The sequence below is a fragment of the Prevotella pallens ATCC 700821 genome (assembly GCF_000220255.1).
GTDB lineage: Bacteria > Bacteroidota > Bacteroidia > Bacteroidales > Bacteroidaceae > Prevotella > Prevotella pallens.
The window spans coordinates 2,132,837-2,139,542 of the sequence record NZ_GL982513.1 but is presented as its reverse complement, the minus strand read 5'-3'; the positions used below and the strand labels follow the sequence as shown (position 1 = coordinate 2,139,542).

6 protein-coding genes and 1 pseudogene are annotated in these 6,706 nt (G+C 36.3%); 5 read left to right on the top strand and 2 right to left on the bottom strand.

The features are described from left to right. Nucleotides 1-86: 86 nt before the first annotated feature. The 3 genes and pseudogenes from HMPREF9144_RS13790 to HMPREF9144_RS08375 all read left to right on the top strand — a co-directional run. Nucleotides 87-290: pseudogene (locus HMPREF9144_RS13790) on the top strand (integrase core domain-containing protein); the annotation flags it as partial. A 202-nt stretch (nt 291-492) separates the two neighbouring features. Next, nucleotides 493-1,014 (top strand): hypothetical protein, encoded by a 522-nt coding sequence (locus HMPREF9144_RS08380; protein WP_146739285.1) that lies wholly within the window; start codon nt 493-495, stop codon nt 1,012-1,014. A gap of 292 nt (nt 1,015-1,306) precedes the next feature. Beyond that, nucleotides 1,307-1,834 (top strand): hypothetical protein, encoded by a 528-nt coding sequence (locus tag HMPREF9144_RS08375; protein ID WP_249031176.1) that lies wholly within the window; start codon nt 1,307-1,309, stop codon nt 1,832-1,834. Between the two features lie 711 nt (nt 1,835-2,545). Here the strand turns inward: HMPREF9144_RS08375 and HMPREF9144_RS08370 are convergent. Together HMPREF9144_RS08370 and HMPREF9144_RS08365 are read right to left on the bottom strand one after the other, a co-directional pair. Continuing rightward, the gene (locus tag HMPREF9144_RS08370; RefSeq protein ID WP_006045528.1) at nt 2,546-2,845 is read right to left on the bottom strand and encodes a hypothetical protein; all 300 of its coding nucleotides are present in this window, start codon (nt 2,843-2,845) and stop codon (nt 2,546-2,548) included. 141 nt (nt 2,846-2,986) lie between these two features. Further along, nucleotides 2,987-3,886 carry a diaminopimelate dehydrogenase gene (locus tag HMPREF9144_RS08365; RefSeq protein ID WP_006045526.1) on the bottom strand — a complete coding sequence of 300 codons (900 nt, stop codon included), beginning with the start codon at nt 3,884-3,886 and terminating at the stop codon, nt 2,987-2,989. Between the two features lie 256 nt (nt 3,887-4,142). Here HMPREF9144_RS08365 and HMPREF9144_RS08360 point away from each other — a divergent pair, with 256 nt between their 5' ends. After that, complete coding sequence (locus HMPREF9144_RS08360) at nt 4,143-4,514, top strand: hypothetical protein (protein ID WP_249031177.1); 372 nt, start codon at nt 4,143-4,145, stop codon at nt 4,512-4,514. Nucleotides 4,515-4,606: 92 nt separating this feature from the next. Beyond that, on the top strand, nt 4,607-6,679 hold the full coding sequence (locus HMPREF9144_RS08355) for a TonB-dependent receptor plug domain-containing protein (RefSeq protein WP_040595665.1): 2,073 nt from the start codon (nt 4,607-4,609) through the stop codon (nt 6,677-6,679). The last annotated feature ends 27 nt before the right edge of the window (nt 6,680-6,706 follow it).

The window sequence follows — 6,706 nt, the reverse complement described above, 5'->3', positions numbered from 1 at the left end:
CGTTGGCTCTATACCAGCTCGTTTACAAGATAGTTTGTGTTTCTTTTTCTTTTGGTAGTAGCTGTCTTTAGGAATATAATATCAAGCATATCCATGGCAAACCCTTGCATCCTCAGACGCAGGGAAAGATAGAACGATATCATAGATCAATGAAAAATGTGATTAAGCTAAATCATTATTTTTGTCCCTCTGAATTGGAAAATGCTATCGATGGGTGGGTGAAATATTATAATGAGAGAAGGTTTCATGAATCGTTAGATAATCTTACACCCAAAGACGTATATTTAGGGTAAGGGGAGAAAATCAAAAAGATAAGAGAAATAATAAAGCAAAATTCAAACAACAAAAGAATTTTTGATAATAAAACAATGAAATATCAGAGTAAATAACTACATTTGCAGTTGTGCACTTTTGTTTGACAACGTACAATTATAAAGGGCTTGATGGTGTTAAAGTTAACGGAAATATTGTAACTAAGAAAGGAGGATGGAAATGAAATTTTTAAAAAGAATAGTTCTTGTTGTCTGCTTATTATGTGCAGTTTGTTATGGAGGGTTAGCTCTAATTACTGGCTACCCTGTTATACTGGATTTGTCACCAAATATCCAAAGTTCAACAGAGAATTATATTAAAGGACAATCAATTAACCCATTAAATAATTTCAATTTTAACTCAGGAAAATGGGAGGCTTATTTGTTATTAAGCAATGACGATTATGAGTTGATAAAAGGTGATTTATGTAGTAATAAACTATTTACAGATGATATATCTATATTAAATATTCTAAAGAAAAGATGTAAGTTTATCTATACTGGTGGCGATTTGTCAACAGTAACCAGTAGTTTTATTCTTTATAAAAATGGAACTAGAGTATTTGAAACAGGAGTAGTGATAGAGAAATCTCTACAAGGATTTCAAAATCAGAATTATGGTTGGATTACATCAAAGTATAACTTGATAAATATTTTTAATAGATTCGATAAGTTAAGAAGTCCATTTACCATCCTGAGGTAAAAACGGTAACATATTAAATTAGATGTTATTACGATAAGAAACAAATACAAAAATGATTTTTTGGATTAGAATAAAAGCAATACTTCGTTAATTCCAATATAATCGTTTGAAAATGAGAGAGTTAATTAACTTAATACAATTAATAGTATTTGGTCAAGTTGCTGATTATCAGTAACTTTATAGTAGCGAAATCATAAAGCAAATGACATCAGAACCACTCGACCAATATACAGAAATCTGCAGAGATTATGTTATTTAATGATGTATCACCTAATCCTATTTGTATATGAAAATGAAAAAAAAAGTCATTATTATATGTTTCCTGATAATTGCATTGTGTGTATTATTTCTTGAAGTCTTAAATATATCAATTGGTTATTATGGATATGGCTATGATGGAGCAAGAATGTTTTCTTTAACTAAACAGGAATCCAAAAATAATGGTGTATTTGTCAAGGATGTAAAATATAAAGTGTCCCCACTATTACATGTAAAAAGTATTTTTGTTGAAAAGGGATTTAAATGGGACAACTTCATGAACATGCACGCAATCAAGCTAACAAAAAAGGATGATACTGGAAACAATCACCCAGAACTCCCATACCAAATAATAGTTGAATATGATAAATATAACTATGATGATAGTGTTTACTGTATCGTAACCCCATATAATAAGAAACTAAAGAATAGTCATTTCAATGATACTTTGTTTTTTAGAGTTTCTATTTCTCCCTTGAATAATATAATGCACACAAGTTATTACACTCTTAAGGTGTGGGATAGTACGTTGTCAAACAAAAGTGCACAACTGCAAATGTAGTTATTTACTCTGATATTTCATTGTTTTATTATCAAAAATTCTTTTTTTGATTGAATTTTTCTTTATTATTTCTCTTATCTTTTTTATTTTCTCCCCTTGCCCTAAATATACATCTTTGGGTGTAAGATTATCTAACGATTCATGAAACCTTCTCTCATTATAATATTTCACCCACCCTCGCTTGGCTTAACGGGAACCCATATCCCTGTGGTATGTCGTGTTTATTTCTTATCATAATAATGAAATTTATTCGGTGCAAAGATAGAAAAGGTAAGGAAATGATACAATACCTCAAAATAGGTATTTTATAATGAACTCTGATGATGATAGTTCCACCCTTTCAGTAAAAGTAATTTCCAATTAGCAGTTTGCATCATAGATGTGTAACTCTAAAAGTGGCAACAATACCACACGAAATGAATCGTGGTAGCACACGAGCCTCCTGTGGTGATTGCCGTGCTTGGCTTGTCAGACGAATACACTGAATGGGAGGAATAGAAAACTGAGATTCCTTCGGATGATTTTAGATTATCGTGTGTGGGGAGAGAACACCTACCCGCAAGTGAATTGCTTAATAACTTTCTATGAGATGGAGCAAGTCCTGTCGGGAGTTATGTCTTGGATTTAGCCGTATGCCTAATATGAGATAAATATAAACTGTATGTGTTGCTTGCAACTCCCCATCTTTTTTCTATAGAATCTATATTCTATTTATTTTTTATCGTTTTTGTCTTTGTAGTTTAATTGTCCATCGCAGTTACCATGTATAGCTGTCAGCAAATCTTCCCAAGTTTGAAAACCTGCAAATAAAGCAAGTCTGTCTAATGTCTTTTTAGATGGCTTTTCTTTAGTTTGTATATATCCCCAGAGCTTATGTAGCGATTTCGATTCTAAGTTAATGTGGTATTGTTTTAATTTCTTTGAAACCTTGTCATAATCAACCGATAGACTGATAAGCTGTGGTATTTTTTGTTGGAATTGCGAGATAAAGTTCTTTAATGCCTTTTCCATTTCTCTCTATTTCTACAATTTGTTGTTTTTATTGTTTCTGTGTAGATATTGTTTTATCAGTAAAGTTTACTTATGTTAAGTTATATATCGTTGCTTCTGTTTTAAAGATGCAACGATATATAATAGTGTGTGGAACGAGTGTTATACCAATGTGTTGATAACCTCTTCGCGTGAAGCTGGAAGATAGTCAATAACAGGTATCTCAGGCATTGTGTAGCAAGCCGGAGTCAATCGCATAGTTGCACGTGCACAATTTACAAGTATCTGTCCTGTTAATGCAGGGTTATTTATACTCATATTAAATTCTATGCGTTGGTTCTGCGTTTTTCCGCTTACACCTTTACGAATAAGATGTACACCGTGTCCCATATCGCGTAAGTCGTCTACACTTGCAACTGCAAACACGTGTGTCTCATCGTGGGCAAAGTAGGGGTCAGCCTTGATAGCTTTTGTAACATCGTCGAGCTTTGCGCCATCTTCTAATTCAACATATACCATACGTCTGTGAATGCCTTCACCTAATGGAATGGTAACAGAGAGAGCATTTTTTACACCTTCTTTGCTACGTACGCAAACAGAATGTCCCATAGACATACCAGGGCCGAAGTTAGTGTAAGATATGCCTTTTGGTGCCAAACTTTCCATTAGCACGCGTACAACCGAGTCAGAACCTGGGTCCCAACCAGCAGCAATTACACTCACTTTTCCAGTTTTCTTGCAGTGTTCCATCTGCTTTGTGCGATAGTCCAATATGCTTGTGTGAATATCGAACGAATCTACGGTGTTGATACCTAATGCTACTATACGTTCTGCATATTCAGGACAGCTACGTGTTGGTGTTGCAAGAATTGCCACATCTACATTCTTTAGTTTTGCAATGTCGTCTACAACCTCGTATGGAGATAGCGCTAATGGTTTGTCTTTATCGCCCTGACGTCGTACAATACCAGCAATCTCGAAGTCTTTAGCTGCTTCGAGTGCCTCAAGTGCGTAGTGCCCTATATTACCGTAGCCAACTACTGCTGCTCTTATCTTCTTCATAATCTTTTACCTTAAATGTTAATTTTACCATTATTTAATAGCCACAAAATTACGGTAAAATTATGATTAACGATGAATATCTGTGCTTTTTTTTGCTAAAAATGCCACATTACAGTTGTATGCACTTGTAATGGTGATATAAATCAAAATCTTATAGCTTTAACTATTATTGTGGCGTTATCAGTGTTAAAGTATATTTAATTTTTATAGAGATAAGGTTTTAAATTGTAATTTTGCACTTACAATGAAAAGAGTAATGCACATACTACTATTGTTGTTACTGTCTGTTATGATTGTATGGACAGCAACAGGCTTTGTAGTGATGCAATGTGCACATACAGGAAATGTAACTGTAGGCAAAATGCCAACGAACAACAAGGGTTGTGAGAAAACTTCTAGCGACCATTGTATGACAGTGCATATACAAAAGCTTGCCGAATTGAACCAAGCTGCTCCGTTACATTTCGATATGCAGCCTATGCAACAGTTGCTACTTGTAGCTTTTGTAACGCTATTAATGGCTTTGCCCATACTGCTTTTCGTATTATCGCCCATACGACTATTGTTGTATTCTTGGCATAGTCCACCACGACAATATCTACAGCGGCTTACCGTGCTATTAATTTAATTTAGTGATTGTTATTAATGTTTCATTGGTCCAATAAACTGCTAATGGCAGGTTTGTTGGCTACTATCGTTATATTCACTAAATTAAAATATATGAACAAGAATATTATACTCGCGGGAACCTCCCTGCTATTTTCTGTATCTGCTATTGCACAGAACGAAGTTGCGGATACAGTAACAACAATGAAAGAGCAAAAACTCGAGAACGTAACCGTTACAGCACGTCGCGCCACTGTGCGTACATTGGGCGGAGCTATTAACGGACAAGATATTTTGCGCGACGAACTTTTTAAGGCTGCTTGCTGTAATCTTGGCGAAAGCTTTGTTAATAATCCATCGGTAGATGTAAACTACTCTGATGCTACAACAGGTGCACGACAAGTGAAATTGCTTGGTTTGAGTGGAACGTATGTGCAAATGCTTACCGAAAACTTACCTAACTTTCGTGGCGCAGCTTTGCCATACGGCTTAGGCTATGTTCCTGGTTCGTGGATGAAGAGTATACAAGTTAGTAAAGGAAACTCTTCGGTAAAGAATGGTTATGAGGCTATGACGGGACAAATTAATGTAGAGTATCTGAAACCTGAGGACGAACAAGGTGCTACTATTAATGTATATGGAAGCACAATGGGAAAGTTTGAAGCTAATGCCGATGCAAATCTGCACATTGGTGGAAACAAGAACCTTAGCACAGAGGTTTTAGCCCACTTTGAAAATAACTGGAGTCATCACGATGGCAATGGAGATGGATTTCAAGACGACCCACAAGTGCGTCAGTACAATCTTCAGAATCGATGGTTTTGGAAAAAGAACAATTATATGCTACATGCTGGACTGAGTTTCTTAAAAGAAGATAGAACTAGTGGGCAAACTAACCACTCGCACCATCTTGCTGCTGGAGCTACTCCGTATCGTATTAATATAGGTACAAATAGATACGAAGGGTATATGAAGCATGCCTTTATACTCAACGCAAAACACGGCACTAATATTGCATTTATGGGAAATGTGTCGCTACACGAACAAAGAGCAGACTATGGCATTAAGCATTACGATGTGAACGAGAAAAATGCTTACGCTTCGTTGATTTTCGAAACTAATATTGCCGAAGTACACAATTTATCTACTGGCGTTAGTTTAAACCACGACTATCTGCGCCAAAATCTTTCATTGCTCAATCCTACAGCTATTCCTGCTAATTATGGTAACTTGTATCCGTTGAAAGATGACGTAGAAAGCGAAACAACTCCCGGCGCATACGTTCAGTATACACTCAATTTGCACAATCGGCTTGTTGCAATGGCTGGATTCCGTGTAGACCATAGTAATGTTTATGGAACGTTTGCTACACCACGTTTCCATGTTAAATGGGTGGCTACCGACTTCTTAACGCTTCGTCTCTCCGCTGGAAAAGGATATCGAAGCCCACATGCTTTGGCAGAATATAACTATCTAATGGCTTCTGGACGTCGTCTCATCATCGACCAGCCGTTAAAACAAGAAGCTGCATGGAATTATGGAGCGAATATGGCTTTCAATATACCATTGTTTAACAAGAATTTAAAGCTGAACGCAGAATACTATTATACGCACTTTACCAATCAAACGGTTATTGATTACGATTCTAATCCGTTGGAGTTGCATATATGCAATCTTAATGGTAAGAGCTATTCGCATACATTCCAAATAGATGCATCTTATCCTGTGTTTCGCGGCTTCGAACTCACAGCTGCTTATCGCTACAATCTTGTAAAAACTACCTACGGCGGACAGTTGCTATCTAAGCCTTTGCAGAGCAGATATAAGGGGTTGCTTACTGCAAGCTATAAAACACCGCTTGGACTATGGCAATTTGATGCTACATTTGCCCTAAATGGCAGCGGGCGTATGCCAACACCTTACACAACAGCTGCAGGAACACCATCGTGGGCTTCTAACTATAAGGCGTACGGACAGTTAAATGCACAGATAACTCGCAACTTCCGTCATTTCTCTATACAAGTGGGTGGCGAAAATCTTACTAATTACAAGCAAAAAAATCCTATTATAGGCTATCACACACCATGGGCACAAACGTTTGAACCTACGTTAGTCTATGGACCAGTACAAGGTGCAATGGGCTACGTTAGTATTCGTGTGAATCTTGGAAATCGTTTGTCAAAATAGATATAGTACACTGCATAGATAAATATA